The 25,074-nt window shown below is 40.9% G+C and carries 26 protein-coding genes and 1 pseudogene; 9 read left to right on the top strand and 18 right to left on the bottom strand.

Annotated features, from left to right (window positions below):
* Positions 1-49: 49 nt before the first annotated feature.
* Positions 50-1,537, bottom strand: a complete 1,488-nt coding sequence (locus tag BV372_RS19590) for an amidohydrolase family protein (protein ID WP_086688169.1) — start codon at positions 1,535-1,537, stop codon at positions 50-52.
* 137 nt (positions 1,538-1,674) lie between these two features.
* On the opposite strand from BV372_RS19590, the gene BV372_RS19585 reads away from it, so the two are divergent.
* Both BV372_RS19585 and BV372_RS19580 read left to right on the top strand, forming a co-directional pair.
* Positions 1,675-2,475 (top strand): aspartyl/asparaginyl beta-hydroxylase domain-containing protein, encoded by an 801-nt coding sequence (locus tag BV372_RS19585; RefSeq protein ID WP_086688168.1) that lies wholly within the window; start codon positions 1,675-1,677, stop codon positions 2,473-2,475.
* A gap of 227 nt (positions 2,476-2,702) precedes the next feature.
* Complete coding sequence (locus BV372_RS19580; protein ID WP_086688167.1) at positions 2,703-3,710, top strand: zinc-binding dehydrogenase; 1,008 nt, start codon at positions 2,703-2,705, stop codon at positions 3,708-3,710.
* Positions 3,711-3,790: 80 nt separating this feature from the next.
* Here the strand turns inward: BV372_RS19580 and BV372_RS19575 are convergent, their stop codons facing one another.
* Positions 3,791-4,399, bottom strand: coding sequence for a glutathione S-transferase family protein (locus tag BV372_RS19575; protein WP_086688166.1), 609 nt, complete (start codon positions 4,397-4,399; stop codon positions 3,791-3,793).
* A 120-nt stretch (positions 4,400-4,519) separates the two neighbouring features.
* Between BV372_RS19575 and BV372_RS36490 the strand changes: the two genes are divergently transcribed.
* Together BV372_RS36490 and BV372_RS19570 are read left to right on the top strand one after the other, a co-directional pair.
* A complete protein-coding gene (locus tag BV372_RS36490; RefSeq protein ID WP_179198155.1) occupies positions 4,520-4,663 on the top strand; it encodes a hypothetical protein in 144 nt (47 codons plus the stop codon).
* Positions 4,664-5,080: 417 nt separating this feature from the next.
* Positions 5,081-5,375 (top strand): annotated as a pseudogene (locus tag BV372_RS19570) (IS4 family transposase); the annotation flags it as partial.
* Positions 5,376-5,403: 28 nt separating this feature from the next.
* Here the strand turns inward: BV372_RS19570 and BV372_RS19565 are convergent.
* From BV372_RS19565 to BV372_RS19550, 4 genes are read right to left on the bottom strand one after another with little or no spacing between them, the layout of a single operon-like run.
* Positions 5,404-6,114 carry an RNAseH domain-containing protein gene (locus BV372_RS19565; RefSeq protein WP_256973328.1) on the bottom strand — a complete coding sequence of 237 codons (711 nt, stop codon included), beginning with the start codon at positions 6,112-6,114 and terminating at the stop codon, positions 5,404-5,406.
* Positions 6,111-6,419, bottom strand: a complete 309-nt coding sequence (locus BV372_RS19560; protein ID WP_086688164.1) for a hypothetical protein — start codon at positions 6,417-6,419, stop codon at positions 6,111-6,113. The genes BV372_RS19565 and BV372_RS19560 overlap by 4 nt, the downstream gene beginning before the upstream one ends.
* A 3-nt stretch (positions 6,420-6,422) precedes the next feature.
* Positions 6,423-6,758: a hypothetical protein gene (locus BV372_RS19555; protein ID WP_086688163.1), complete on the bottom strand. Its 336-nt coding sequence runs from the start codon at positions 6,756-6,758 to the stop codon at positions 6,423-6,425.
* Entirely contained in the window at positions 6,758-6,979 is a 222-nt protein-coding gene (locus BV372_RS19550) for a hypothetical protein (RefSeq protein ID WP_086688162.1), read from the bottom strand. Before BV372_RS19550 ends, BV372_RS19555 begins: the two co-directional genes overlap by 1 nt.
* A gap of 189 nt (positions 6,980-7,168) precedes the next feature.
* Here BV372_RS19550 and BV372_RS19545 point away from each other — a divergent pair, with 189 nt between their 5' ends.
* Entirely contained in the window at positions 7,169-10,084 is a 2,916-nt protein-coding gene (locus BV372_RS19545) for a helicase-related protein (RefSeq protein ID WP_086688161.1), read from the top strand.
* 48 nt (positions 10,085-10,132) lie between these two features.
* Here the strand turns inward: BV372_RS19545 and BV372_RS19540 are convergent, their stop codons facing one another.
* The 5 genes from BV372_RS19540 to BV372_RS36480 form a co-directional block, all read right to left on the bottom strand.
* Positions 10,133-10,549: a hypothetical protein gene (locus BV372_RS19540; RefSeq protein ID WP_086688160.1), complete on the bottom strand. Its 417-nt coding sequence runs from the start codon at positions 10,547-10,549 to the stop codon at positions 10,133-10,135.
* 133 nt (positions 10,550-10,682) lie between these two features.
* Positions 10,683-11,258 carry a Uma2 family endonuclease gene (locus BV372_RS19535; protein WP_086688159.1) on the bottom strand — a complete coding sequence of 192 codons (576 nt, stop codon included), beginning with the start codon at positions 11,256-11,258 and terminating at the stop codon, positions 10,683-10,685.
* Positions 11,259-11,362: 104 nt separating this feature from the next.
* The gene (gene glmS, locus BV372_RS19530) at positions 11,363-13,240 is read right to left on the bottom strand and encodes a glutamine--fructose-6-phosphate transaminase (isomerizing) (RefSeq protein ID WP_086688158.1); all 1,878 of its coding nucleotides are present in this window, start codon (positions 13,238-13,240) and stop codon (positions 11,363-11,365) included.
* A 229-nt stretch (positions 13,241-13,469) separates the two neighbouring features.
* A complete protein-coding gene (psaC, locus tag BV372_RS19525) occupies positions 13,470-13,715 on the bottom strand; it encodes a photosystem I iron-sulfur center protein PsaC (protein WP_012411495.1) in 246 nt (81 codons plus the stop codon).
* A gap of 794 nt (positions 13,716-14,509) precedes the next feature.
* Entirely contained in the window at positions 14,510-14,665 is a 156-nt protein-coding gene (locus BV372_RS36480) for a hypothetical protein (RefSeq protein ID WP_179198153.1), read from the bottom strand.
* A gap of 85 nt (positions 14,666-14,750) precedes the next feature.
* On the opposite strand from BV372_RS36480, the gene BV372_RS19520 reads away from it, so the two are divergent.
* On the top strand, positions 14,751-15,122 hold the full coding sequence (locus BV372_RS19520) for a DUF6464 family protein (RefSeq protein WP_086688157.1): 372 nt from the start codon (positions 14,751-14,753) through the stop codon (positions 15,120-15,122).
* A gap of 50 nt (positions 15,123-15,172) precedes the next feature.
* Here the strand turns inward: BV372_RS19520 and fmt are convergent, their stop codons facing one another.
* On the bottom strand, positions 15,173-16,177 hold the full coding sequence (gene fmt, locus BV372_RS19515; protein WP_086688156.1) for a methionyl-tRNA formyltransferase: 1,005 nt from the start codon (positions 16,175-16,177) through the stop codon (positions 15,173-15,175).
* Positions 16,178-17,125: 948 nt separating this feature from the next.
* Here fmt and BV372_RS19510 point away from each other — a divergent pair.
* Entirely contained in the window at positions 17,126-18,457 is a 1,332-nt protein-coding gene (locus BV372_RS19510) for a hypothetical protein (protein ID WP_086688155.1), read from the top strand.
* A gap of 209 nt (positions 18,458-18,666) precedes the next feature.
* Positions 18,667-19,176: an MAPEG family protein gene (locus BV372_RS19505; protein WP_086688154.1), complete on the top strand. Its 510-nt coding sequence runs from the start codon at positions 18,667-18,669 to the stop codon at positions 19,174-19,176.
* Between the two features lie 264 nt (positions 19,177-19,440).
* Here the strand turns inward: BV372_RS19505 and BV372_RS19495 are convergent, their stop codons facing one another.
* The 6 genes from BV372_RS19495 to BV372_RS19470 form a co-directional block, all read right to left on the bottom strand.
* Positions 19,441-19,929, bottom strand: a complete 489-nt coding sequence (locus BV372_RS19495) for a type II toxin-antitoxin system VapC family toxin (protein WP_086688152.1) — start codon at positions 19,927-19,929, stop codon at positions 19,441-19,443.
* 122 nt (positions 19,930-20,051) lie between these two features.
* Complete coding sequence (minE, locus tag BV372_RS19490; RefSeq protein WP_086688151.1) at positions 20,052-20,351, bottom strand: cell division topological specificity factor MinE; 300 nt, start codon at positions 20,349-20,351, stop codon at positions 20,052-20,054.
* Positions 20,352-20,383: 32 nt separating this feature from the next.
* The gene (minD, locus tag BV372_RS19485; RefSeq protein ID WP_086688150.1) at positions 20,384-21,190 is read right to left on the bottom strand and encodes a septum site-determining protein MinD; all 807 of its coding nucleotides are present in this window, start codon (positions 21,188-21,190) and stop codon (positions 20,384-20,386) included.
* Between the two features lie 44 nt (positions 21,191-21,234).
* Complete coding sequence (gene minC, locus BV372_RS19480) at positions 21,235-22,329, bottom strand: septum site-determining protein MinC (protein ID WP_086688149.1); 1,095 nt, start codon at positions 22,327-22,329, stop codon at positions 21,235-21,237.
* Positions 22,330-22,569: 240 nt separating this feature from the next.
* Positions 22,570-23,904, bottom strand: coding sequence for a four-carbon acid sugar kinase family protein (locus BV372_RS19475; RefSeq protein ID WP_086688148.1), 1,335 nt, complete (start codon positions 23,902-23,904; stop codon positions 22,570-22,572).
* A 5-nt stretch (positions 23,905-23,909) separates the two neighbouring features.
* Complete coding sequence (locus tag BV372_RS19470; protein ID WP_086688147.1) at positions 23,910-24,575, bottom strand: hypothetical protein; 666 nt, start codon at positions 24,573-24,575, stop codon at positions 23,910-23,912.
* A 236-nt stretch (positions 24,576-24,811) separates the two neighbouring features.
* Here BV372_RS19470 and BV372_RS38405 point away from each other — a divergent pair, with 236 nt between their 5' ends.
* A complete protein-coding gene (locus BV372_RS38405) occupies positions 24,812-25,036 on the top strand; it encodes a hypothetical protein (protein ID WP_373270787.1) in 225 nt (74 codons plus the stop codon).
* Positions 25,037-25,074: the final 38 nt, after the last annotated feature.

Genomic DNA, 25,074 nt, shown 5'->3' with positions numbered 1-25,074 from the left:
ATCCTCAGTAAAGATTGCGAATTGGGTAACTTAACCTCGAACGCTACACCTATGCCTTTATTGCAGGATGGGAGCGTTTTAAATAACGTCCAGTGGGTGAACCAAGAACCAGTCCGTTGTTATAAATCAGATTTCCACGCAAAAAGGTACTCTTCACCCGTCCTGTTAACTCGACTCCTTCAAAGGGAGTGTAACCTTGTTGTGACTCCGACTCAGCAGCACGTACTACAAAGTTTTCATTGGGATTTACCAGCACTAAGTCAGCATCGTAACCAATAGCAATATCACCTTTTTCTAACAAACCAAAGCGCCGCGATGGGTTCCAAGACAGCAATTTTGCCATGTGGTTATAAGACATTCCCCGCTTGCTACCTTCACTCAATACACCAGAAAGTAAATATTCTGTACCGCCAAAACCAGACTTTGCTAACCAAATATTATTCGGGTCTTTAACACTTCTTTTTTGTTCAGCCGAACAGCAAGCATGGTCGCTAACTATCCAATCTACTTGATTATTTAGTACCGCTTGCCATAAGTATTCCACATCAGCACGGGGACGAATAGGGGGGTTGACTTTTGCCCAAGTACCATTGGGGGTGTCTATATCTAATAGCAAATGTCCCACAGTAACTTCACGCCGAAAATTGATATGAGGAAAAGCAGTTTGCATAGTCAAAGCTGCTTCCATTGCTTTACGCGAACTCAGGTGCAACAAATTAATATTTGCACAGTTTGTCTCATGTGCTAAATAGGAAGCAATGCAAATTGCTAAACCTTCAGAATGAGGAGGACGCGCTGAACTGTAAGCTTTCAGTCCGCTAAGACTAGAATCGTTTTCAACTATTTTGGTGTAAGCGTTGAGAATTTCTGCAACTTCGCAGTGCAAACTCAAGCTGATAGTATCTCGCGCTTCTGGATGTGCTTCTATTAAGCGAGTTAGACCGCGCATAATGAATTCAAAATGGGCGAAGTCGTAACGTTCCTCTTTATTAATCATCAAAAAGAGGTTTTGCTGGTCTGACAAACCATGCAACCCATAACCGCCATAAAACATGAAGATTTTAAACGAAGATACACCGTATTGTTCAAAAAGTAGAGGTATTTCTTCGATATGCTGACTGGCAATGGGTGCGACGTGATAGCTGTAATCTACAAAAAAATTACCTACGGATAATGCCAAGACTTCTGGGAAAAAATCTTGATAAGAGCCACCTTTGTTGAGATAATACTGCCCTGTCCGGATGTAATTCAGGCTAGTAGTCACACCTCCCATTGCAGCTGCTTTGCTTTCAGTCACAGCATCTTGGTCGAGGGGTTGATAAATACCGATGTGCATATGGGCATCTACGACCCCAGGAAAGCCTAGCAGGTTTTGAGCATCAAATACTTCTTTACCTTCCTCTGGGCTAATATTAGGAGCAATCTGGGCAAATTTTCCATCCTTAATTCCTACATCAAGTAGTTCGACAGCATGATGATGGGGACGAACAACCCGCACATTTTTGATAATTTTATCTAATACAGGAAGTTCTGACACAGTAGACCTCACACTAAAATGAGTACAGAAGCTAAAGTTTTTGTTTAGTCAGCAATTCCAACATCGTACTGGAACACAAGCTAAAACCCATTACTATGTAACAGTTTTTTATTCAATCATTTTCAGGATAAAAATCAATGGAAAGTTTTAATGAGTATCATCTGAATCCAGAGCAATTTCCTTTTCTCAAACCTGTTCAAGATAGCTGGCAAGTAATTAGAGATGAGTTTATAAGCTTTATTAAGCAGGCATCTCATGAAGAGTTAACATTTACTTACGATGTTTTGGGACCTAAAAGTAAAACGATTAAAACCAAAGGTAATTCAAAATATAGTGCTTTTGGCATTTTATTCCAAGGTTTGTTTATCGAAGAATATATTCAAGTACATCACATAAAATATCCAGATCATAAAACAGATGAAGCATCAGAAAAAGCACTTGCATTAAGAGAAAAGTATTTCCCAAATTTGGCTAAGGTAATAGAAAAAGTCAACTTTAGCGAGGATAATATTATCAGGAATGCTTATTTTGGGACATTCCATCCAGGTTTGGATATTAAACTTCATGTCAACTATAACCCTCACATGAATCGTGGCTATTTAGGCTTAATTGTGCCAGAGGGAGATGTAGCTATGAAGATATGCCATGAGCAGCTTTATTGGCATGAAGGAGAATTCATGGTTTTAGATCATAGCTATCCACACTGTCCGCATAATTATACTAATTATGACAGAACTGTCTTAGTTGTAGACTTTTTTAAACCGGATATGCCTAGAGAAGAAGTAATCCGATTTGAACAAGAGCAAGTTGCAGAACGGATGCAAGATAATCCTTACAGCTTAGGTGTTTTTGGTAAAAGTGATAAAGCCAAAGAAGAAGATTTTATCAAGTATGATTTGGCTCATCAATTAGAGTGGGATAAAGCCTTAGGAGTTTAATATTATTTCTATAATAGAAACTGAACGGTGCGTTGCATTTTGCTATAACGCACCTACCAATTTAAAATTTAATAACGAACCGCTAAGACGCAGAGAACGTAGAGAGAAGAAGTAGATAAGTTTAGTATGTAGGGTGGGCATTGCCCACCCCACGTATTGTTCAAGAATCAATTAGTAATCCTATATATACGTTTATATAAAAAATTGGGTAAATACAAGATTGAGAAATGAATACAAAAAACTATAGAAAGTTAATAGCAAAGCAACTAAATCCAGATTTTAAATCTGCCGTTGAGGTTGTCGAAATTCCTATTTCTCAACCTGCTGCTAATCAACTTTTAATTCAAAACAAATTCGCTGGTGTTAACGGTGGCTTTGACACATTACTTTGTCGTGGTGATGTTCCCTATGTGAATTTAATTCCTCCCTTTGATTTAGGTGTGGAAGCAGTGGGAGAGGTTGTCGATATGGGTGAAAATGTCAAAGATTTTCAAATAGGTGATGCTGTCATCACGACAGCGCGTGGTGGTGGTTATCGAGAATATCAAGTTGTAGATGCAAACTTAGCGGTGAAGGTGCGCCAAGCAACACCAGAGTTGCTCACACTAATGCCTACAGGTGTATCAGCTTTGGTCGCACTAGAACAAGTGGGAGAGATGAAAAGTAATGAAGTGGTTTTAGTAACAGCAGCAGCAGGAGGAACTGGCCATATTGCGGTGCAATTGGCAAAGTTAGCAGGTAATTATGTAATTGGTACTTGTAGTTCTCAAGCGAAGGCAAAGTTACTGAAAGAATTGGGATGCGATCGCATTATCAACTATCGCACAGAAAACCTCAACGAAGTCCTCAAACAAGAATATCCTAATGGGATTAATTTGATTTTTGACTGTGTAGGTAAACAGGTTTTCGATACTTGCGTTGAAAACTTAGCAGTGCGGGGACGCTTAGTTGTAGTTGGGTTTATCTCGGAATACGCGAAGGAAATAGAACCAATTACCCAACCCCGAATTTATCACCAAGTATTTTGGAAAGCTGCTTCTGTTCGTGGCTTTTTGATGCCTCATTATAAAGAACATATACCCGAAGCACGCGATCGCCTGTTAAATCTTTTCTACAATGGTAAACTCAAGGTTGCCGTTGACCCAAGTCAATTTCAAGGTCTAGAATCTATTCCTGACGCTGTTCAATATCTGTTGGCTGGTCAAAATAGCGGCAAAGTAGTTGTTAGATTTTAATTCATCCAATAGAGGGTTAGCGCTCGGCGTAAATAATTGTAGCCCTCTAAACTCAAGCGATTAAAGTAAGCCAAGTTGCTTTATGCTTTTGGCATGGTAGAGTAAACCGACTGACGTTGATGCAATACCTCAAACCATTGACTCAATTTAGGATACTCTTGCTGCCAATTATTGCCAAATCTTAGGCTGTAGTAACCCAACCCTGATATAGCTGCAACATCAACAGCACTCAGAGTTTCATTGAATAGGTAGGCTGATACCGTCAACTGTTGCTCAAAAACACCTAAAACGCGATTAATGTTGGACTGATATTTTGCTTGGGTGCCAAAATCAGCTTGATTTCCTTTACGGGTTTCGTACCACAATCCCACAACATTGTCTATCAAATTGTCTGCTAACTCTTCCCCCTGACGACAGCACAAACGCTCAATGCGATCGCTAGGATAAAAACCCGGCTGAGGATAAGTCTCGTCTAGATACTCCACAATCAGCGTTGAATCCCAAAAAACGAGGCCATTTTCATCCACCAATAGGGGAACTTTCCGAATGGGAGATAAACTGATAAATTCTCGTGATTTATTGTTAATATCTGTTTCTTTCAGTTCGCAAGGTAGCTGCTTCTCTGCCAGGACAATTCTCACTTTACGAGCGTAAGGCGATCGCTGGGTATAGTATAAGATTCGCACCATATCGCTGCTATAAATTCAGTATTGTGATTTCCTATTTTAAATCTAATTTTGAATTGATGAAGCCAAACGAGCGGCTACAAGAGCGCAGGTGGATAATTCCAAAGCGCCTCCGAAGAGTCTATGTTGATCAGTCTGGCATGGATGAACGCTCTGGGCTATGGCTATAGCTTCCATCTACTCTCGTCTACCTCTAGCTATAAAAAATCTCTTGAAGGCGATCGCAATATCTACCCCCAAGAGTTATGTTCCAACTTTGTTAATTAATTTCTAACTTTTTTATTTTTCTACAATTAAATGTAGACGAATAATTCCGTTTAACAATTTCTATTCTTTAAATGCCTGGTCTATGGTAGTTAACAAAATTAAACGGTTAAACAATTTAATCGCATTTCTATAGTATACTTGGCTTTAAACAAAAGAAGCGAATAAAACGGTTAAACAATTCTGTAAAACCTTTATAAGTAAAGGTTTGAAATAGTTCAATAAGTTCAATATTTATTTGAGAAGTTCTGCTGCGACAAAATGTTATGCGATCGCTTCCTTCTACGACTATTCTACAAGCATATATGGGGAGCATCAGCAATAACAACAACAATCAAGGTAGTATCCCATTTAGGAATTGGAGAGTTTAATACCTTTGCCAAAACAACAGGATGAAGAGAGGGCTGATGCAATAAAGTTATAGTGATTTTAGTCAAAACCAATCTTAATACTAATGCTCGTAGCCATGTAATCCTATTCTCTTCCTTTCTAGAATTATTATCTGTCCCATCATCTTCTCTCTGATTTTCGTCAATACAATCCCGGTTATGGCATTATTAACCTTCAAGCTTATTACCGCGGCTTTCGATATGTTCGTGAAATGTTAAAAATGCTTAAAGAAAAGCATGAGCCTATTTTATTAGCCCAAATTTTTGCCGAGCTTACTTCTTTAGGACGTATTCATCCCGTTTCTTGTGGCGTTGAACTCTCGTAAATTGGCTAAGGTATTGTTATGCCTCACGTTAAATTTGTAAATTTACACCAAGTATGCTCAGATGATCTTCTATGAGTTCCTTGCCTAAGTGCATTGGGTATGGCAAAACGATATTTCCCATAGACCAAGCAGGTGAGCATCTTAAATAGTGAGGAACGCGACATAGTGCCTTTAAAGCTTCTTCTGTTTGAAAATCTGAGTGTACAAAAAACGGCACCATCTCCACCATCTGTTGATGTTTGAAGGGGATGTTAGCACCGTATTCATCATCTTGAAAACCGAGTTTGTAAAGTTCGGGTATTGGCATCTCATTTTGTAGTTTTTGTGTTTTTGGTAGCCTTCCCATAGAGAAATAATGTAGTAGTTCTGGTGCTGACTTATCGTAAAAACCGCTCAGATGTGAGAAATCTCGTGCTAGACAATCTTCGTTCCAAACTTCTCGATTGGTAATATACTGTGGTGTTTCTTTACCAGTGCGAATACGAATTATTGCTAATAAGTCTTGTAGTTGTTGATTGTCACGCTTATACTCGCAAGTGTGACCAGGAACATGGAGAAAATCCAGAACGTTACGTTTTGCCAGAAGGTTCTCATTTTTCAACTGAAACCAGACTGTACCATTATTATCTCCGCCATGTTCGTTACGCCAACCTTCGGCTTCAATTAAAACAATGGTTGGTCGGTCTAAGTGCTTGGTTAGTACACGCGCAACAAACTGTACTAATTCTGTACCGCTCAACTTGATTTTACTTTGAAGGCGCTTTTTATTTTCTTGGCGATCGCTTGAGTATCATGGGGATGAGGATAGGGACGGGTGAGAAAGCAAACCGCACCAAAAGCCGCTTGACTATTGGCATTCAAAATGTTGAATCCGCGCCCCATAGCACTTATCGGTGCAGCCAGGATTTTACCGCCAGTCAGTGCAAAAGTTTCGATATCGGCACGGTTGAGCGCACCAACTTCTATCCTTAAGAGATAGTTGATGTCATCATCAGTCAAAGCTTCTGTGCGATCGCGCTGCAAATGGTAAACTTGCTCCCGCATACCTCACCAACATTGACGGATTTCGTCTGTTACCCATCGCGCCTGATCGTAGGAGTTGACGAGTAATAGTAGGCGTTCCCTATCCTGCCAAAAATCTGGACTGCTCTCGCCAAGCTTTTTCAATTCCTCAAGTTCCTGCCCTAAATGGCCACTACCGTTGTTACCAACTAATGCTTGTGCCATTTCTTTGAACATTCCCATTTTTTGGCGTTCTGGTGTGCCAGAAATACGAATAGGTTCATCTTTGCGGTTGAATTGAGGTAGAAACTTAAAACGACTTTGAGCGTTAGTCAAAGACGTTGGCGCAGCCATCGCTTCTGTTGCGCTCGGCTCTGGCATTAAAATACCTTGGGGATTCCCAACATGAAACTGATGGAATCTCGTAGATAAGAAGTTCCTGATAGTGCCAAGATATTAGGGCCGAGTTGACCATCCAAGTCTGTTAGCAAACGATGAAAGTTCAAAACGTAGTAACGACCAATGTTGGTATAGGCAAACAAAGATAAAGCATTTTCGCTGCTATTCTCAGATTGGTTGTCATCCTTGCGAGAATAGTACATGGCGTTTTGCTGTTGTCCATCGCTGCATTAATGGTGGGGTAACACGGTTGAATCTCATGTAATCCTCAGTTTTCACCCCAATGTCACAGGACTTACGCAACTGGTACAGCGCAATCGCTAAATCATAGTACATAAGTATCAATAAAACAGATAATAGAAAGGTATTGCTGAAATTAGTAACACTCCCTCATGCCTCGCAAGTCAAAGTCAAAGTTAGCTTTGGTTTTACAGTCCAATCCTGATGGTCAACCTATTGCAGGTGTCGGCTCTGGTGTAGGATTAGAGTTTATTAAAGCCTATTTTCCAGAAGCTGAAAATACAATTCGTATTGCTAGTGCTTACTTTAGCCTGGTTGGATACAAGTTGGGTCGTAAGTATGTGGCATCGGAGGTACAATTTCAAATCCTAGTGGGTCGGGAGGAAGGAAAGCATGTCCGAGCCACTGTCATTGATGAGATTACGGCAGATTTGGGACAGTGTGATACCGATCTGTGGAGAACAGTTTTTGAATTAGTTGAACGCATGAAATCCGGGCGCTTCATTATTCGAGATGCCCGCGAAATGCAAGTGCCTTTTCACTGTAAATTTTACATCTGTGATTCAAAGCTAATATGGCATGGTTCATCAAACTACAGTCGTAGAGGACTTTGCCAATCAGCAGAGCAAGTGAGCGTTAGCCACGATTCTGCGCGGATCTGTTTGTTTACAAATTGGTATGATGATGTTGCTCAAAATGCCCAAGATTTACTGGCTGAACTGATCAAAAAGTTAGAGGATTGGCTTAATCTCGCCACCCCATTCGAGGTTTATCTTAAAACACTTTTTCTGCTCAATAACTTAGCTGAATATCCTTTGTCTTTAGGTGCGTATTCTCCTGTGTATTATCAGAAGGGTGTAATTGCACGCGCTCTTCGTCAAGCTAATGAGTATGGTGGCGCACTTATCATAGCTGCGACTGGTCTGGGTAAGACTGTTATAGGTGCTGAAATTGCTTTGCGTTTGCAACCAATAGGCAGAACCAGTCTAGTTATTTTAATTGCTCCTAGTGGAGTACGCGAAAATTGGGAACAGCAGCTTGAAAATCGCAATGTTTACTTTAAGTTTTTTAACATCGATCTGCTGTTTCGCAAAGCTTCTGAGGAATCTCGCCATCTAACAACCCAGCTAGAGAAGCTGCTTCAACGAGCTAATGATAATACTGTAATTATTATTGATGAGGCTCACTTCTATCGAAATGAACTTCTACGGAAGAAGTCCAAACATGGTAAGAGTTTGGTTTATGAACGTATAGTACCAGCAGTCAAAGCAGGTGCAAAAATCTTTCTTCTCACGGCTACAGCATATGGCACAGATTACTTAAATCTTAATAGTTTGCTATATCTTCTACCTCATCGGTTTTACAAACCTAATCTATTGGAAGAGCAAATTCCTTGGGAAATTAGTGATGCCGAAGAGTTTTCCCGCTTACCAATCGTGACCATTTTGGGGCTACCTCATGTCTTACAAATGGCTCGAAACAGAGGTGATATTGATACAAACGGACGAACTTTCATTCAGTTTGGTGATGAACGAAGTTATCTACCAAAAAGCCTCAAGCTATATTCGTTACGCTACCAGTTGTTCTTACAGCCTGAACTACAAGCTGCTTTTGATCGCCGTTGTTTTGATCAAGCTTTTAAGTCTCCACATGAATGGTTTGATGATGAGAAAATGGCTCTATGCGAGAGTGCGATCGATACAGTGTATAATGCTTCACTTACAAACTGGCTTAGTTCACCTGTAGCAATGGCAAACAGTATTGAACAAAACCTTGCGACATTAAGCTCTTGTGAGCAAACAGAAGACTCCTCTCAACTCACTCTAAACCTATGGGAACAGTCTGCTACTGATATTAATAATCAAGAACATCGTTCTTTTAACGTGCTTGATACACAAAATCGGTCTCATAAAACACCGATGTATCTAAGCTTGGAAGAGCGTAGGAATACTCTGATACCACTACTGGCACGGCTTAGGCAGAGTAACTACACAGATGACAAGTTTCTGAAATTGCAGAACATTATTCAGGAGCATTGCCTAGATACAAAGGGTAAAGTCATCATATTTGTCAAGAGATATCTTACTGCCCAGTATTTACTAAGTATGTTGGAGAGAACATTTAGTGACGCACTTAAGATTGGTTGTACAGTTGAAACGGATGAAGGTAATCCGCGATTAAAAGCTGGATTACAGCGTTCTGAAGTACTAAAACAGTTTTCACCACGTTCTCATAATTACAATGCCAGCCAAGAGTATGACGTACTAATTTGTACTGATGCAGATGGTGTAGGTGTTAATTTACAAGATGCCGATACTGTGGTAAACTACGACCCACCCGAAGGAGCAGATGAGCTATTTCAAAGGGCAGGTAGAGTGTTGAGGATGACCGCAAATTCTGAACGAGTGGTTCAGTTCTATACACTTGTACCGTTAATCATAGATCAAACAGACAGCCTCTCCCGCGTACAAAACGATATCTGTAAGAGATTTACTCGCATTGCTCATCGCCACAATAAATCGAAACGCATTTTGGGATCTGGTGTCATATCAGAAGAAGAACACTCTGAAATAACGCTTGATAGCGATTTAGATGTGGAGCAACTTACACGAGATAGTCAATTTTTAAAAGATATTGGTGGACTTGGTGCTGAATCCATGCTGACTCATGTAGCAGTGCTTGAACAATACCGGAGTCGTGCAGAAGAACTGCCAGAATATTTACTGAGTGCAAGGAGCTATTCCAAGCCTCAACCCCGTATCTTTGTACTGCTTAAGTATGAAAGCAAGTATTGTCCCATACTTTTCAACTTGTCAAGCAAAAAGTTTGAAAAGCAAGATGAACTTGCTATTCTTGATTTAATTGCTTGTATAGAATCAGAACCTTGTGCCGCAATTCAAGCTGCTGAGATTGAGAAGATAGCTAACCAAGCTGCCCGTGCTTGGTGTGATTTTGAGAATATTTCCGTAGACCGGATAAGCAAAATTTGTGGTCTTTATCTCGTACCTCTTGACAAGACAGCAGAAATAAATCGGTTGCTAGATGACATTTCTAACTATGAAAAATAAAACATGGAAATACAGGGTTAATATATACTTGATTTGGTTCAAGTCTAGTCAGTCATAGGTTAAGAAGGCTAATACTGGCGTAAGTTTGACATCATATATTTCTGCAAATAAAGCATTATTAAGCTCCCCAATAGATACAGATGGCTGATATCTAAATAGCTCTTGTTCACCTTTAAAGGTAATAAAATAACTGAATTTAGTTACTTTTGCTTGTGTATAACCGCTAAAAAAATTCATTACAGGTAATAATGCTTCTTCTCGATCAATAGAAATTTCATTTTTTAAAAGTTCTAGTATCTCAAATTTACAATTCCTTTCATAGTAGTCATACCAATCTTCTAAACTTGTATTGAGTAAAGTATTGGCATCAATGTTATCTATATCTTGTAAAGTTGACTGTAATTTTTCTCTAATAACAGTTCCAAGTTGTCTACCTGAAAACAATGCTATTTTCTCTTCCGTCATATCAGTGTCTCAATAAATTGTGCTGCATATTTAATCCTGAGATATTTTTAGTTGCTTCAGCAATCAGTTCAAATTTTATAACCACAGCATTTTAAGTCAGTGTAGGCGCAGGCTGGCGGAGATATTGCTTTTTCTAATCAACATTACCCGCAGCTAAAATTTGTTCAACCGTAAGCACAATTTTCGGAAAAGTTGCAGACACAATTTGCTCACTTCCGATAAATTCTTGTTCTTCGTACAATCCTTCTGACAACAATAAAATTGTAATTTTTGATTCTATTGGGTCTACAATCCAATACTCTGGAATTTCCAATGCCGCGTATTCAGAACGTTTATAGCGATAATCGCGCTTCACTGAATCAAGACTCACCACTTCCACTACTAATATCGGCGCAGTCTGACAAACAGCCGACTCATCAAGGAATTCTTTTACCTGCTCAGCCGTGACAACATAAACATCAGGTAATCTTGACTTCCGCCATCCCGTTCTTACTCCCGCCTCTCTAAAGCATAGCCAAGGTAAACTCAGGCGATTGATTTCTGTGTCAAATGCTAGTTCAATAAATTTAGAAATCAGTAAATGTCTGAAAGTTGGTGGATTCATAAGTTCTAGTTTTCCATCCACCAGTTCATAACGGTTATCAGTACCATCGTCATATGCAAGATATTCTTCAAAAGAGTACAGACGCTCAGTCGTTGTCTGTGTCATGGCGTAATCTCTAATAAAGGGGTTTTTTGACCTAGTTTTAAGATCATGAAGAATTGCACATTGATAGGTAGTAGAACGTGTACGCTACTACCTGTATCAATAGCCTATTCCACAGTTACAGACTTGGCCAAATTTCTGGGCTGGTCAACGTCTAAACCGCGACGGGCAGCGATGTGATAAGCCAATAATTGCAGAGGTATAACTGTGAGGATAGGAGAGAGTAATTCATCTACACTTGCAACTGGTAACAAATCGTTGAATATTTCGCCTGCTTCGCCATCTTTGACGGGAGTCACGCCAATTAACCGAGAATCTCTGGCTTTGGCTTCTTGGGCGTTAGAAATTACTTTTTCGTAAACACTACCAGGAACTGCGATCGCAACTACCGGTACTTTAGCATCCAAAAGCGCGATCGGACCGTGTTTCATTTCTCCGGCTGGATACCCTTCGGCGTGAATGTAGCTAATTTCCTTTAATTTCAATGCCCCTTCTAAAGCGATAGGGAAATTAATTCCTCTTCCCAAAAAGATGAAATCTTGGGTTTCGGCGAAATCATGGGCTAAGTGTTCAGTTAAACTTACTTGAATGTCTAAAGTAGCTTCAATCTCTTTAGGAACTTGTCGCAAGCCTTCAATAATCTCTGCTATCCTGTCTGGGGAAATTGTCTGACGATGAGCAGCTAAGTCTAATGCTAAAGCGTAAAATGCCATTAATTGAGCAATAAAGGTTTTTGTTGCTGCTACTCCAATTTCAATTCCTGCCAAGGTATTAATAATATGGGGAACCATATGACCGAGGCTACTTTCGGGACGATTAGTAATGCCTAACAATCGGGCTTGATATTTATTTTCTTTACCTTGGCGACGTTCTTTTTCCATCGCTAAAGCTGCTAAAGTATCAGCTGTTTCACCTGATTGTGTGACACCAATTATTAATGTGTTGGGTATCAAAGGTGATGGCGCATAGCGATACTCAGAAGCATAGTGTACTTGTGTAGAAATTCCTGCTAGTTGTTCGAGCAAGTATTTTCCAACTAAGGCGGCGTGCCAACTAGTACCACAAGCAACTATTTGAATTTGTTCTATATCTGCGTATAATTCTGTAGGTAAACCTAAATTAATTGGTGACTGAGTAGGTTGGCAGGAATTACCATCATTATTAAAGTAAGCTTCTAAGCTCGCGCGTACTACTCCCGGTTGCTCGTAAATTTCTTTGAGCATGAAGTGTTTGAATCCCTGCTTTTCTACCATCGTGGGATTCAAGTTGAGCAATCGAGGTTGTTTTTTTAGCCTGTCGCCAGCAAAATTGTAAATCTCAACGCCTAGAGGAGTCAGGCGCGCAATTTCCCCATTTTCCAATGGTAGCACTGCCCGGGTGTAAGAAACGATCGCGGGCGTATCAGAAGCACAGAAGAACTCTCCTTGCCCAAAACCAATTACCAAGGGTGCTTGCTGCCTAACAACAATTAATTCATCAGGGTAGTCAGCCGAAATAACTGCGATCGCAAATGCGCCTTCAAGGTGGTTTACGGCTTGGCGAACTGCATCTAACAAAGAAGAAGGAGATGTTTTCAAAATGTCGGCAATCAGGTGAGGAATCACTTCTGTATCTGTTTGTGACCGAAACTGATGTCCTTTGTGTTTTAGTTCCTCTCGCAACTCACGGTAATTTTCAATAATGCCATTTTGCACTACCGCTATGCGCATTGCCGTATCCATGTGGGGATGGGCGTTATACTCTTCTGGTTTACCATGAGTCGCCCAGCGAGTGTGACCGATCCCAATTTGCGCCGGGTTTTCTATTTGTTCAAGTTTAGAACGTAAGTTATGCAGTTTACCCTTAGCCCGCACGCATTGAATCTTACCTTCCCAAATGGTAGCGATTCCTGCGGAATCGTACCCACGATACTCCAGTTTTTCTAACCCAGCCAGTAGAATTTCTGTCGCCGCTTGAGTGCCGATATAGCCAACGATTCCGCACATTTTAGTTCACCACTCCCTATTGAGGAAGATTCCAACCTGTTTAGTTGTTACCATAGAAGTGACATTTTAGCAAAGAAAAAAGGAGCATATTACTCCTTTTGATAGTGATTATTTTTAAAGAACGATACTGTAGGGTGGCAAGTTTCCACCCTACGTTGCTAAAGGTGCTTGCTAATTAAGAAACTTGATTGCGAGCCAAATGAGAAATTAAAATGAATTCCTCAATAACCTAATAGGCTAGACCCATACTGCGAGTTGTTTCAGCGCCGAGATAAACCCGGATGCTCAAGAAGTCGGTGGGACAAGCAGTTTCACAACGTTTGCATCCTACGCAGTCTTCTGTGCGGGGTGAAGAGGCAATTTGAGCAGCTTTACAGCCGTCCCAAGGTACCATCTCCAATACATCAGTGGGGCAAGCGCGGACGCACTGGGTGCAGCCAATGCAGGTATCGTAGATTTTTACGGTATGAGACATTGAAAAAAGGCTCCTTTCGAGTGTTCTTCTCTGCGAAGGAATTATTAATCAAGGCATAGTTTACCGCAGTGGCTGAGGCTCCGTAATCAAAAGGCTACATAACTTTAAACAATGTAATAGGCATTCGGTGAAATTTGGCCTTTGTCACAGAGTCCTCGTCGCCTGATTCCCCGATAAATCAACCACCTCATAGGAGGAAATTTTCCCACATACTCCTAAGTGCTACATCAAATTGTAAAGATTCATGAATCTTAACTCGATTGATTCTAGACAGCAAAAGAGTGGCAGAAAAGTTGCCTATGCTACTTAGCAGGCTAAACTTGGATACAAAATTCAACTGAAGATCTGACCAAGTAATATTGTGATTGATTCAATGCTAATCATAGCATTTTGTCAATGGTAATTTGAAGTGTAATTAGCGTTTTATAATAACCTTGAATAATGCGATCGCGTTAGTTAATTGGTAGCTTAAATAGCTGATTGCATCGCACAAATAAGCATTCCCAAAAGTACAGTTTATTACACATTCAAAGATTATTAACTTGTTAAATTGCAGACTTTTCTATAATTCTTGTGCTTGAGAAATACTCCCCGTGCTAGAAAGTTATCCAAAAAGATATTTAGGGTTTACTAATCTCCTGAGAGCAAGCTGTTTTTAGCATCACTTTAACTTCTATATCAGATGGAGGTTGGTATTCATTTTCAGTAACCTACACTCCTTTGTACTGCATCTTTACAGTCTGGATGGAGTCTGAGTTCGTGTTGATCTGGTGAGGTAATTGCCTGTAGGAATTTTAAGCGATCGCTCCCGACGCCGCTATTCTCACCTCATGGCTGACTAGTAATAACGCAGTTATCAGGGTTTTGCTCTTTTTAAATAAAAATGTAGTATGAGCTTTTACTGTTGACATGGAGGCGATCGCTGGATGTAAACCCAGAAAATTTAGCAAACTATTAATTATAATCTAAATTCGGTAAGCTAAAAGAGGTTACTACGATACCATCCTTATAATGTAAATCAAATCACATAAGCTTATGGAGCCAAACTCTTTACCAACCGAGGTGATTTTGACGCATCCACGTCAATCCCTTGGTAGAGCGCAACTTGATTGGACACCGCAACCAGGGAATTACCTCGATTTTGAAGGTAAAACCTACGCAGTTTTGGAACGCCGCCATAAATACCAACTTAAAGCAGGGCGCTACCGCTTGCATAATATAGCCCTTTACGTACAGTCTGCTCAAAGACCAGCTGAGAAAAGCTTGGTAGAGGGACGTTGGGTAATCGGTGATGCCACTTGTAGCTACAATGCTCATTCAGAAATTGTCCGTTGTGCAGTCAATCCCAATGGGCCTTGTAAATCTTGCCGTTTTTACGAAAATTTAACAGTAAACAGTCGAGAGTGATGCAGCCTGCAAATAGGAGTCAGGAGTTAAAAACTCCATATCCGCCTTTCTTAGCTTCCAGAAGCAAACACTTCTCCTACAGTTAAGCGGGTGCCATTCACAAAATCCCATCCCGACTGAGGACGTTTGCCAGCTAGCTGAACCTCTCGCAACAACAACATACCTTCGCCAGTTTGGACAATCGCTCCAATTCCCTTGGTAATGTTTACCACTTCTCCCGGGCTACCAGATAGCGTTGACAAATCAGGTAATTTGCGTATTATTTTTTCTAATTCTGGTGGTAGCTGATAGCTATAAGCAGAACCAAGGGGAACGGTAGCAGTAATTTTCAGAGCTTGGTTGCGAAAGCTGGCAGTGCAGTTAGGGTAAAAGCCTCTAATTTGGTTGTGTAATTGCATAGCACTCTTAGACCAATCTAACCCGTAATCATGCTTTTGAATTAACGGTGCATAAGTCGCTTCTGAATTATCCTGAGGAATTGCTGTGATTTCCTGTCGTCCCAGTTTAAATAAGGTTTCCAGCAATAAGTCTGCACCAAGTGTAGCTAGCCTTTGGGCTAAATTTTGAGAATTATCAAGTATTTCAATAGGTGTAGTTACTTTGAGCAGCATTGCACCTGTATCCATCCCTGCATCCATTAACATTGTGGTGATCCCCGTTTCCGATTCGCCATTGTACAAACACCACTGAATCGGAGCTGCACCTCGATACTTCGGCAGAATTGAGCCATGTACGTTAATACAACCCAACTTCGGCATATCTAAAATTTGTTGCGACAAAATTTGCCCATAGGCCACTACAACAAACGCATCTGCACCTGATTCTTTGAGTTTGGTTAACGTTGCGGTATGTTTTTTGAGTCGCTGGGGTTGCCATACTGGTAAGTTAGCACCAGTAGCAAGGGTTTTTACTGGTGAAGGTGTCAGTTTATTCCCTCTTTCTCGACGTTTATCTGGTTGAGTCACAACTGCCAACACCTCTATATCTGGATGATTCAGCAATTTTTCGAGAGTTGGAACAGCAAACTGGGGAGTACCAAAAAATACGATCTTCATGTTAGTCAATAGTCAAGAGCAGCCAGTCATCTGGGAAGGTTTCCTCCGTTGAGTGAACTGGCGTTCAATAGTCAATAGTCAAAGGTTAGCAGTCAACAGTCAACATTTAGACTTTGAACTATTGCAAAATAATCGGCCAATAAATAAGTTTTTTGGTGCTAAAGTGGTTTGATATTGGTGAAACCAAAGGTTCCTTGATAGACTTAGAATTAAGTTTTAAGTTAGGTAGCAGGTAAGCTAGTAATAACTGCTTGTGCTGCTAGCGCTATCAATTGTTGGGCGATGTCTGGCGACAATGTTCTGTGCATCTACCTGCTGACTCTCTCGTTTCGTGTGTTTCCTAGAATTGAGCTGATGGTGTATTTACATCGAAATGTCACTATGTTCTCACAATTAATGTAGAACAGATGACAATTTATGCTCTTGGGTAGATACTAGTAGTGGTTTTTGAGAATTAAATATGTTGCGCGTCAGCTTTGCCAGCTTTTCAAGTAACGCCTCAAATTTACCCTAATTGACATTCTGCGCTCTTGTCGCAGGTTATTAGTAGGGAAGCGGCCTGCGGGTTAGCTATCCTCAATACAATTTCTAACAGCCCAGTTATTTTAATCTTGGCTGTGGTTATTAACAGCTTGAATTAGCCTTAATCCCCCTTTAACGATACCCCTAGGTACGATTGGGTATTAAGTGTTAGATCAGCATATTTTGTAATTTATATTGCTCTGCCAATCTGTATTATTACTATAATAACAGATGGCTGATGAATATCAATATATTATTGTTTTTAGGTGTTAACTATGATACTTAAGTTTTGTAAAAGTGTGATAATTTTGAACAAATTATCTCGTTAAAGCTTTGAGTTTATTGTTATACCTATAGTTATAGCCAACCCCATTGCTGCCCAGGTCTGCTCCTCACACAGCAACCGCCCCCCTAGAGAGTCAACCCATGCTTAAACCTCTTTTGCTGTCAGGATGGTTTCGCGTACAACCATTTATTAAATATGCTGCTGTTGTTGTACTGATTGCGCCGCTAGTAGCAGCATCAGGTCACTCTACCTCAGCTAGGCAATCAGAAGTAGCAAAAAGCACATCTGAGAGTGAAAAATCTGGTTCAACGTCAATAGAAATGGCTGCTGTTAGCGAACCTGATGTAGCTGATATATTACAAGCAGTACCAAGTAACACCTTGACAAGAGAATCTGAATCTCAGCCACCAGAAATGGGTACTGTTGGAGAATCTCAATCCTTACCAACAGACAAAATTGAGCCGTCGGCAGGAGCAGCAAATCTTGTTAAAGAGGATTCTGTTTCTAGCAGCAATGTACCTACTAAAGATCCATTGGCAGCAGTGGAACTTGCACCATCTGCAAAGCTGTCTTCTAGTCAATTGAATTTATTAAAAAAATTAAGAAATTCAAAAATCCAGTCTTTAACAGCAGATAATTCCCAGCCAAAAGAGATAATTGTTACCCAATCATTGGCAGCAACTCAAGTTTCTCCCATTTTGAGAGAATCACAACCAAACACCAACACGGAAATACCTGTTTCTGAACAACCGGGATCAGAGCAAGCAGTAGCAGCAGATCCTATAGGTAGTCCCCATCCTATTCCCTGGAAATGGATTACGGCGACTCAGGAGGCGATTGGTTCTCAGGGACGTTCTGGAGTACGTTACTACCGCAGTGTTCCTGTAGTTTCTCCAGATGGAAAGTATGTTGTTTATAGTCGGGTACGACTAGAAGTAAAACCCGAAATGTACAATAGCCGTGTCACTAGTGTTTTGTTTGTTGAAGATATACAAACTAAGAAATTACGAGTAATTGCTTCAACTTCTGTCCTTAGCGATCCCCTGTTACAAACAAGAGCGCAGTCTCCAGAACTGACAGAGGGCAATGGTAAAATTGGGGTATTAGTTCCTGTAAGCTGGTCAGAAAAAGGCGATCGCTTTTTAGCACGCAAGTTTGAAGGAATATTCAACACAGCCGATTCTACAGATCGTGCAGTAATTTGGGATCGACAAAACAATCAAGCCAGCACTGTTTCTCCTGTTAGTGATGCAGATGAGCATGAAAAAATTGCAGTGTTATTAGGTTGGAGTAAGAGTCAACCCGATCACGCACTTTTCCGTGCAGGCGAACTCGGTGATGAAGACTGGCCTTTAGTGAAAGTGGCAATTGATGGCAAGACTGTAAATACAAATACAGATACAGATCAGCCAATTACTTTTGGTCAAAAGCTGACAGAAGTTTGGGCAGGTCCACAAGTCGCCTCGCGATAGTTTAGTTTATATAAAATAATATAGAATCCCGTTGTTGCTGAGTTAACAACGGGAATTTTTTTAATAGTCATTTGTCATTCGTGTTTACACCCGTGGTTGCTTTTGAACTTATTTACATTTTTGCAAAAACCCTATTAGCCGTATGATTAAAAAAGAAGTTCTGAGTTTGATATTTCAATTAGATATACCAATCTGCTTGAAGGATTAAGATGATTGAAAATAGTATTCCAGTATCAACTCTCTTTATTGGACTAAATGGTCTCATCGCTTTTTCTCTATCGTATATTGCAGCAGATGAACGGGTAAAAACAAGGGTTTGGCATGGTGAATCTAAAGCAGATGTAGCGCAACAGCCCGATCCCCTGGCTAATCCTAATCCTTGGGCCAACAGCGTTGAGAATATGACTCAAAAACTCTTTCCTGAACCGAGGAAAGATCATAGTCTATTGCAAAGAAAGGTTCGTGCTCATAGCAATTTTGCTGAGTATGTACCTCATGGATTGCTGTTTGTACTGGCGCTGGAATTGATGCAGGCACAAATATGGTTAGTGTGGCTTCTCGGCAGCACACTCACGATTGCTCGTATTGCCCATGCCTGGGGTCTAATTAACACCTATGGTCCTTCTATTGGAAGAGCAATTGGCTTTTTTTCAACTTGGTTTGTCTATTTAGTTGGCAGTCTAGCCTGTATTTATTACGGCTTGCAGTCGATTTTTTAGAAGATGTTTGGTTCAATTTTGAGTAAAAATTAGCCAGATTGGTATTAAAGAAAGTTCAGATTAAGGAAGCTAGCTTTCAGTTTCCATTACATGCAATGATATGTTAGTTCGTCGCTTGATCGGAAGTTTTACAACTTTACGTCCGTGCGCAATCTGTTTATTTCTTAAATCATTAAAAATTGCATTTAGGTCATAGTTAAAGGATCTAGCGTATTCTTCTCTATATTTGTGAATTTCTTCTACAATTTCGTCTTTATACATAAATTATTCCCCGATAACATCGTATTCCATCAACTCATAGGGTGTACAGATGACTGGTAATTCATATCCAAGTTCAGAGCTAATTTGTGATAGCTTTCTCTGGATTTGGGCGTTTGCCATATGTTTACAGTTCCATGTTAGCAGGTAGTCCAAACCGTAAACTGTTGCTAATGCCATATGCAAAGCATCATTAGCGGCTTTGGGTGGTAGATTGCTCTGCTTCAAAAATTCTTGTGCCAGCTCTATAGCTTCTTCTGTGAGATCAAGAAAAATCAAGGATTGTAATAAATTCAGCCTTTGATTTGCGATCGCTTCATCTCCCCTAGCTGCTTCATCCTCTACAATCTCAGAAGCATAAAGGACAAAAGAACCACGATGAATACTCCACCAATCTTGCGTGATTTTCATATTTGCCGCAAGAATCAAGTTTTGTGTCGATCTAGCAGTCAAATATCCCAAAATGCTGGTTTCAATATAGACAGTTTCGCTCACAGAAATCTTGAGAATTAGTTCATTAAACTATTGTCTGCCTTTGAAATTTGACTTCCGCACAATATTGTTAGCCATTAGCATTTAGCTAATCGCTATTAGCTAGAACAATAGTTAGTACTAAACTACAGAGTTGTTTCGCTGCTTTCTAATTCCTCTGTATCTTCTTTGACTCTACGGATGGGCAAGTTGGCAATCAAAGCTGTGGTTCGTTGGTTGCTTTCTAGGGAAAACTCCAAGTGATCTGTATCAACTTCTACGTAGCGACAGACAATCTCTAGGATTTCTTGTCGCATTTTTTCCAACTTCTGGGGGTCTATGTCAGCGCGATCGTGGGCAATCACCAATTGCAGGCGACGTTTAACATGAGTGCGACTGGTATCTGGAGTACGAACAAAAAGCCTTTCTAGAAGTTCAAGAATCATTGCAAATAGGTCTGCGGAGACAGGAAAATTAGTTAACCAATCTTAGTCCACAACAACTTTCTCAGACGAGTGAAGATGTTGTCATTAGGTGAGTCGAGTTCAAGAAATTCCACAGATTCCCCTTCCAATCTGCGAGCAATGTTCTCAAAGGCTGTAGCAGCTATAGAGGGAGTGTCCGATAATACCAGAGGTTCGCCACGATTAGTAGAGACAATAACACGCTCATCGTCGGGGATCACACCAATCAAGGGGATGGCGAGAAGTTCCTGAACATCTTGAACAGACATCATATCATTGGCTCGCACCATTGCGGGTCTGATGCGGTTAATTATGAGATGAATACGCTTAATGCCTTGTGCTTCTAATAACCCAACTACCCGGTCAGCATCACGGACAGCAGAAATTTCTGGCGTAGTCACAATTAGGGCTTCTTTAGCGGGTGCGATCGCATTTTTGAAACCCATTTCAATACCTGCGGGGCTATCGATGATCACGTACTGGTACTTTTGCGCCAGTGCATTCACCAATAACTTCATCTGGTCGGGAGTAACTGATTCTTTGGTGCGATTTTGGGCTGCTGGCAAAAGTACCAGATTAGTTTGCCGCTTATCTTTCACCAAAGCTTGTTCTAAACGGCACTCTCTAGCTAGAACCTCCACCGCCGTATAAACGATGCGGTTTTCTAGTCCTAGTAGCAAATCCAAATTTCTTAGACCAAAATCCGCATCAACTAAGGCTACTTGACGCCCAATTTTGGCTATAGCCATGCCCAGATTTGCTGAAACTGTGGTTTTACCCACCCCTCCTTTGCCGGAGGTAATGACAATAATGCGAGTCATGATCGAAACACGCTCAATTAGGGTGTAGGAATTATAGTAATTATTTATGGCTCCTGATTGATCCTGCCTAATTGGTTGCGGGAAAAATCAATTGCTCTAGCGATGCGAATACCTTGCGGTGTCATATGCGCTACTTCGGGGGAAAACTGCGTTGGCGATTTTTCTGGTGCCCTAGCTACGGCATCTGCGATCCGCAATTGGGTTGGTTCCATTTGCAAGGACATGATTAGACAATCGCGATTTCCCCCAGCACCAGCATGGGCGACTCCGCGTAACCGACCCCAAACCAAAATATCTCCATCTGCAACTACGATACCACCAGGATTTAAATCTCCCAAGATAATCACACTCCCAGGATGACGGATTTCTACTCCAGAACGTACCGTCATTTCTAGATATAGAGCATCTGCTAAGGGGGTGGGGGTAATTTTAATTTCCGAACTTAGAGAAGTTTCTGGTTGTAGTTGTTCTACAGAATAGCCAGAGGAGACAGCCGCGATCGCAGTTTGACGGCGACTGGTAGCCACAGATTTTAGCTGTAGTTGAACGCCACTTAAGACTTCAGCTAATTCTTGCAGTTGTCGGCTATCTAACAAGCGGTCTTTTGCCAACAGATATACTGGTGTATTTGGTATCCGCAGGCGATCGGTTTGTAAGCGTTGGCGCATCTGTTGCCAAATTTCGTACCAGCTAAATTCTGTCGCTGGTACTTGTGCTTCTGTAGGCAAAATTAATAAAAGTCGTCCCTCCTCTGTTTTCCATTGAACTTGAATATTATTCTTTACCCTATTTTCTGGCAATGGTAACTCTAGAGCATTTAAATCAGAAAGGGCAGAAATTGAGTCTAGATCGGGTATGCCAGCATGAGAAGCGGCATCTTTAGGAGTAGAATTTGTCTGTGAGTCAGGGTTCTGTAGATTTGATGCCGCATCAATAGCAGCAGAATTTGTCTGTGAGTCAGGTTTGTCTGAATTTACTACTGCATCAGCAGGCGCAGAATTTGACTTTAAATACTGAAGAACAGAATTTAGCTCTACCTCAGGGAGAACAGAATTTAACTCTTTATCAGAAGCGTTAGATCTTGAATCTGCATCAGGGAGTGCAGAATTTGACTCTAAATCGGCAGAATCAGAAGTCATGCAGCACCAGCCAAAAAACAAGGAACAATCAGAGCAATTATCAATACTAAATTAGTTGCATCGTGCAACAACATCCTTACACCAGAAAGTTAATGAGTGCTGAGTATATCAGACGTAATTACCCCTATCCCGTTGGGAGAATACCTAATTTTTTTAACGAACCGCCAAGGACGCCAAGAACACCAAGGAGGAGACAGAAGAATAAATAGGTCATTTTGTAGTGGGAAGGGAGTAATATATTCAATCCGAACTCAGAACTGTTTTTGTCAACCTGCGATAAACGATTGCCAAAGCATCAGCATCGCCAACATTACCAGGAAATAATACTACTGGCAACTTAGGAAACTGGGGATGATCGGAGGGTGTCAGAACCATCGAACAACCAGCTAAAATTTGACCGAGTAAACGGGCTGAAGTTAAAGCCAGTCCAGTACTGAGGACATCGTTAGAGGTAATGCCGCCTTTGCTGATTAAGAATCCTATATCAGATGGTAAACTCCGCACAATATCCATTAATAAACTGGAAACCTTAATTCCAAACTCTAAGCGTGTATTAACGTCCTTAAAAGCAAGTTCTTGACGGCTTGTATAAACGACTGGTGTTTTACCAGCGTCATGTGCCGCTTTTGTACTTTCCAGGATCTCGGTTAGCAGTGTAGCAGATTGATTCGCTTCATCAAGTAGTCGGGCAACATTTACTTCAATTCCTACCGTTCCCACTTCTTGCAACAGTGCTTCTAACTGTTGAGTTGTCTTTTGGACGTGGGAACCAACAATTACAGCGCCTGGTTTACCACCACGTACATACTCTGCCATGTTTTCTGCGGCAATCGGTTGGGGAGGTAAGTCCGCCAAAGCCGTTAAAATACTAGCAGCACTGCGGAATAAAAATCGTTTACCCTGGTTTGCTGCTGTTAAAACATCTACAGCGAAGGAATTTAGATCGGCTTGAGTTTCACCATCTACAACAACGCATTGATTACTATTAAGTTGTAACAACCGTTCTAGAGTCCCAGCACGAAGATCGTTCAGCAAAAATCTTTCAACAGACTCAGCCGGGATTTGTCCTTGGGTTTTTTCTTCTACATACTTGGGCAAATAACTGTGATGGTAGCTGAACACTGAATCACGGGCAAACTCAGTTTCATGCACTGGGGTAGAGACACCATCAATAAATAAATAATGCACGCTGTCACGGGTGATGCGTCCCCCTTCAAAAAATGCTGGTACGAGAAAATGAGCATCAAATGGCCCGAGTTCTTGGGCGATCGCATCTGTTTCGATGGGATAATGTCCTCTTAAAGTCGAATCCGAACGGCTGACAACGAGGAAATCTGCAATTCCTTCAGCATTTAGAGCAATTTTCAGGTTACGACAGACTTCTTTAGTAACAGATGCGGCTGACTCTGGTGGTAAAGCGCGTGTATTTGTCAGAATAAAGAAAATCGGTGAATTATCTCGCAGACCGACTCGTAAAGTTTCCACATCCCAGTGCATCAGCAGCAAACAGCTGTGGACTGTTTGAGAACCCGTAGGATCATCATCCAGGACAATAATTTTCGGTTTGTTGGTCATTTAAATCAACGTGGCGACTGTAGTTTGCTGATTTCCGCTTGCACATCGAGGGCAATCTGCAATGATTGATTGAGGAATTGGGCGTATTCACCTGCCTGACTACTAAGTTGCAGGGCTTGGAGATTGGCTAAATTATTGACAAATAACTCTTGATTATTAGCAAGCAGTTTTTTATTATCCCGTAAAATTCGTTCGGTTTTCAAAGCTCGAACTAAATCTTCTCTGATTAGTTGTAAAGCAGCGATGACTTTATCTCGGTCATTGATACTGCTTTGAGCATTTCCAGATGTTGCTAATTGGTCGTTAATATCTATAGCGTTGATTACAGAATGATATTTATCAACTTCATCTAAAAGAATTGTCACCCCTTGAGGACAGGTGAACCGCCGCCATAGCGATCGCCCAACTATCACAGCAATTGGCACTAGAATTAGTAAAATGATTCCTAATTTAATTGAAGAACCAATTGTTGGCAGAATGATAAAAGCGTAAATACCACCAACAATTATCGGTGTTAGCGCTAGCGCCACCAATCCTTCATTGATCAAAAACCCTAATCGCTTCTCGCGGTCTGTCATAATAGAAGGTCGAAAAACGTCTTCTGGATCGAATCCAGTTAAGCGTCTTAATTCCCCTTTACTAATTTCCAAACCTAATAAGTCCGGCTGCACTGCTGGATACTCCTTAAGGACGCGCGAGTTGCGTATTTATTGTAGTCGGGTTTGGTATGGAAGCGATGGTTATCTACGTATAAGGTTTAGAAGAAGTTTAGAAGTAGTAGACTGACACGCCTAAAATGGTGCATTAAAAAATCCATTTTATCGGTGTTCATCGGTGGTTCATTTTATCTTCCCTAAAGCACTAAATTAGCTGAAACAGTCCAGTAGACTAACGCACCTGAAATGCGATCGCATCGACTGACAATGCGATTGCATCGAAAAACAATGCCATTGCATCGGGTGACAATTCGATTGTATCGACTGACAATGCCATTGCATCGGGTAACAATGCGATTGTATCGACTGACAATGCGATCGCATCGGGTAACAATGCGATTGTATCGCTGACAATTCAATTGCATCAGATGACAATGCGATCGCATCGAGTCACAATGCGATTGTATCGGCAGTAAATTTATCTAAAAACCTATTTCCTTCTGCCATCTGCCAT

This window comes from Nostoc sp. T09 (assembly GCF_002154695.1).
GTDB lineage: Bacteria > Cyanobacteriota > Cyanobacteriia > Cyanobacteriales > Nostocaceae > Aulosira.
This window is presented reverse-complemented; position numbering and strand designations above follow the sequence as displayed.

What these genes read in the sequence shown, in the direction of transcription:
- BV372_RS19585 (WP_086688168.1), top strand. Translation starts at nt 1,675, where the DNA reads ATGGAAAGTTTTAATGAGTATCATCTGAATCCAGAGCAATTTCCTTTT.
- BV372_RS19580 (WP_086688167.1), top strand. Translation starts at nt 2,703, where the DNA reads ATGAATACAAAAAACTATAGAAAGTTAATAGCAAAGCAACTAAATCCA.
- BV372_RS19575 (WP_086688166.1), bottom strand. Translation starts at nt 4,399, where the DNA reads ATGGTGCGAATCTTATACTATACCCAGCGATCGCCTTACGCTCGTAAA.
- BV372_RS36490 (WP_179198155.1), top strand. Translation starts at nt 4,520, where the DNA reads ATGTTGATCAGTCTGGCATGGATGAACGCTCTGGGCTATGGCTATAGC.
- BV372_RS19560 (WP_086688164.1), bottom strand. Translation starts at nt 6,419, where the DNA reads ATGCGGGAGCAAGTTTACCATTTGCAGCGCGATCGCACAGAAGCTTTG.
- BV372_RS19555 (WP_086688163.1), bottom strand. Translation starts at nt 6,758, where the DNA reads ATGCCAGAGCCGAGCGCAACAGAAGCGATGGCTGCGCCAACGTCTTTG.
- BV372_RS19550 (WP_086688162.1), bottom strand. Translation starts at nt 6,979, where the DNA reads ATGTACTATTCTCGCAAGGATGACAACCAATCTGAGAATAGCAGCGAA.
- BV372_RS19545 (WP_086688161.1), top strand. Translation starts at nt 7,169, where the DNA reads ATGCCTCGCAAGTCAAAGTCAAAGTTAGCTTTGGTTTTACAGTCCAAT.
- BV372_RS19540 (WP_086688160.1), bottom strand. Translation starts at nt 10,549, where the DNA reads ATGACGGAAGAGAAAATAGCATTGTTTTCAGGTAGACAACTTGGAACT.
- BV372_RS19535 (WP_086688159.1), bottom strand. Translation starts at nt 11,258, where the DNA reads ATGACACAGACAACGACTGAGCGTCTGTACTCTTTTGAAGAATATCTT.
- glmS (WP_086688158.1), bottom strand. Translation starts at nt 13,240, where the DNA reads ATGTGCGGAATCGTTGGCTATATCGGCACTCAAGCGGCGACAGAAATT.
- psaC (WP_012411495.1), bottom strand. Translation starts at nt 13,715, where the DNA reads ATGTCTCATACCGTAAAAATCTACGATACCTGCATTGGCTGCACCCAG.
- BV372_RS19520 (WP_086688157.1), top strand. Translation starts at nt 14,751, where the DNA reads ATGGAGCCAAACTCTTTACCAACCGAGGTGATTTTGACGCATCCACGT.
- fmt (WP_086688156.1), bottom strand. Translation starts at nt 16,177, where the DNA reads ATGAAGATCGTATTTTTTGGTACTCCCCAGTTTGCTGTTCCAACTCTC.
- BV372_RS19510 (WP_086688155.1), top strand. Translation starts at nt 17,126, where the DNA reads ATGCTTAAACCTCTTTTGCTGTCAGGATGGTTTCGCGTACAACCATTT.
- BV372_RS19505 (WP_086688154.1), top strand. Translation starts at nt 18,667, where the DNA reads ATGATTGAAAATAGTATTCCAGTATCAACTCTCTTTATTGGACTAAAT.
- minE (WP_086688151.1), bottom strand. Translation starts at nt 20,351, where the DNA reads ATGATTCTTGAACTTCTAGAAAGGCTTTTTGTTCGTACTCCAGATACC.
- minD (WP_086688150.1), bottom strand. Translation starts at nt 21,190, where the DNA reads ATGACTCGCATTATTGTCATTACCTCCGGCAAAGGAGGGGTGGGTAAA.
- minC (WP_086688149.1), bottom strand. Translation starts at nt 22,329, where the DNA reads ATGACTTCTGATTCTGCCGATTTAGAGTCAAATTCTGCACTCCCTGAT.
- BV372_RS19475 (WP_086688148.1), bottom strand. Translation starts at nt 23,904, where the DNA reads ATGACCAACAAACCGAAAATTATTGTCCTGGATGATGATCCTACGGGT.